Origin of the sequence: Jiella sp. M17.18 (genome assembly GCF_041027365.1) — a bacterium.
Classification (GTDB): Bacteria; Pseudomonadota; Alphaproteobacteria; order Rhizobiales; family Rhizobiaceae; genus VKMB-3413.
In genome coordinates this window covers 1-1,968 of record NZ_JBFTEH010000042.1, presented here as the reverse complement: position 1 = coordinate 1,968, position 1,968 = coordinate 1, and the positions used below count along the sequence as shown (strand labels likewise).

General features: G+C 63.2%; 1 protein-coding gene. It reads left to right on the top strand.

Features of this window, described 5'->3' with window-relative positions:
• Positions 1-37: 37 nt before the first annotated feature.
• A partial coding sequence (locus AB5S17_RS23340; protein WP_369243571.1) for a class I SAM-dependent DNA methyltransferase occupies positions 38-1,968 on the top strand: 1,931 nt, incomplete at its 3' end.

Below are 1,968 nucleotides of genomic sequence, written 5' to 3'. Positions count from 1 at the left end.
TTGCTGCTCGGACAGCGTGCGTGGTCGTGGCGCATCCGTGAAGAACTTGTCCCATAGCGCATCCCTATGCTGGCGCGATAAGCTACCACCACAGTGCGGGACTAAACACCTAGTCTCGGCGAACCTCGTCCGGGACGAGGCCCAGGCGCTGATCGGCCGGGCGATCTTCACTCAGTATCTGCTCGATCGCGGCATCATCACCGAAGAACGGATGAACAGTCTTTGCGGAACGACACGTCTGTCAGCCGCGCTGCGCGACGGGCAGGCAACCCGCCAGCTGTTCCAATGGCTTTCCAGGACCTTTAACGGCGACATGTTCCCGCCGTCCTCGGCGGCCCCGCCCGCGCCAGAGCATCTTTCCCGGGTCGCGAACTTCTTGGACGCCGTCGATCCGGTCAGCGGGCAGACCACCTTCTTTCCGTATCAGTTCGACGTCATCCCGGTAGAGCTGATCAGCTCGATCTACGAACAGTTCGCACACTCCGGCGCCGCGCCCATCGCCGGACGTGCCCGGTCGACCGAGGCCACCCGCGCAGGCGTCTATTATACCCGGTTGCCTGTGGTCGCCTTGATCCTTGACGAGGTCATGGACGGCCTTGATGGCGAACAGACCGTGCTCGACCTGACGTGCGGATCGGGCGTCTTCCTTGTCGAGGCGTTTCGGCGGTTGGTCCACCTGCAGGGCTTGAAAACGCCGCTGACGAGGAAGGGCATCCGCAAGGCGCTATATACCCAGGTCTACGGCGTCGACATCAGCGAAGCTGCGATCCGAGTCGCGGCATTCAGCCTCTATCTGGCGGCCCTTGAAGTCGACCCCGATCCCCAGCCTCCGGAAGGCCTGACATTCGAGCCTTTGATCGGCCGAACGCTATTCGTTGGGGACGCTCGAACCATTGAGCAGACAGACGCCGGGATCGAACACCTTATCGAAGATGACGGCCTAAAGTCGTTCGACGTCATCGTCGGCAATCCGCCTTGGAGCTTCAAGGGTAAGGCCGGCACGGCCGATCGCCGCATGGGCGGACAGACCCTTCCCGCCCAGCCACGGGGCGTCGGCTTAGACTTCCTGATGCGCGCTGCCGAATTCGCGAAACCGCAAACGCGGTTCGGCATGGTCCTGAGCGCCACCCCATTCTTCAGCGCCAGTAAAACAGGCGCATCGGCGGCACGTCACGTCGTCCGAGCTTTGGGCCCGGTGACGCTCGTCAATCTCTCAAACCTGCGATCCTGGCTGTTCGAGGGCGCAGCGATGCCGGCTATGGTCCTGTTCGCTCGGCATCGGCCCCAGCCAACCGAGACTTTGACCATCGTCCAGGTCCCGTGGTCGCCCGCGGGGTCGCGCTCCCACACCTTCGAAATCGCACCAAGCGATATCGTCCGTCTTTCGCTGGACGACTGGGAAGCACGGCCGACCCGCCTCAAGACGGCGGCTTTCGGGCGGCGCCGGGACCTGCGCCTGGTTGACGATCTCACCGACAGGCATCAGCCGCTTGGCGAGCGGCTTCGTGATCTGGGAACTGTGCTGGGCGATGGCCTCATTCTTGGCAAAGCCGAAAACAGGAACCGCGACGCGGCTTACCTGACTGCGCTCGAATATCTGCAGAAGGACGACCTGCAACCCTTCGCCGTGCCCGACGACCTGCCCTCGTTCGGACTAACGGCCGCGCAGTGGCCGCGTGACCGGGCACTCTACAAAGCGCCCCTGCTGCTGGTGAAGGAATTTCTGCTCGGGGCGCCGAGGCCGTTGACCGCGGTCTCCGATCGCGACCTGGTCTTCGCCGAAGCCTTCTTTGGCGCACCCTTCCCCGCGTTCCATCGCGAAGCAGCCCATATACTCGCCGGAGTCTTGGGCTCAGCCTGTCAAACGGCTTTGGAACGGGACCCCTCATCGGCGTCCAAACGGGGGTCTGACTCACAACTGATGCAGTTGAGGAGCGAATTGGCGGTTCCCGAGGGAGGTCGCCATGT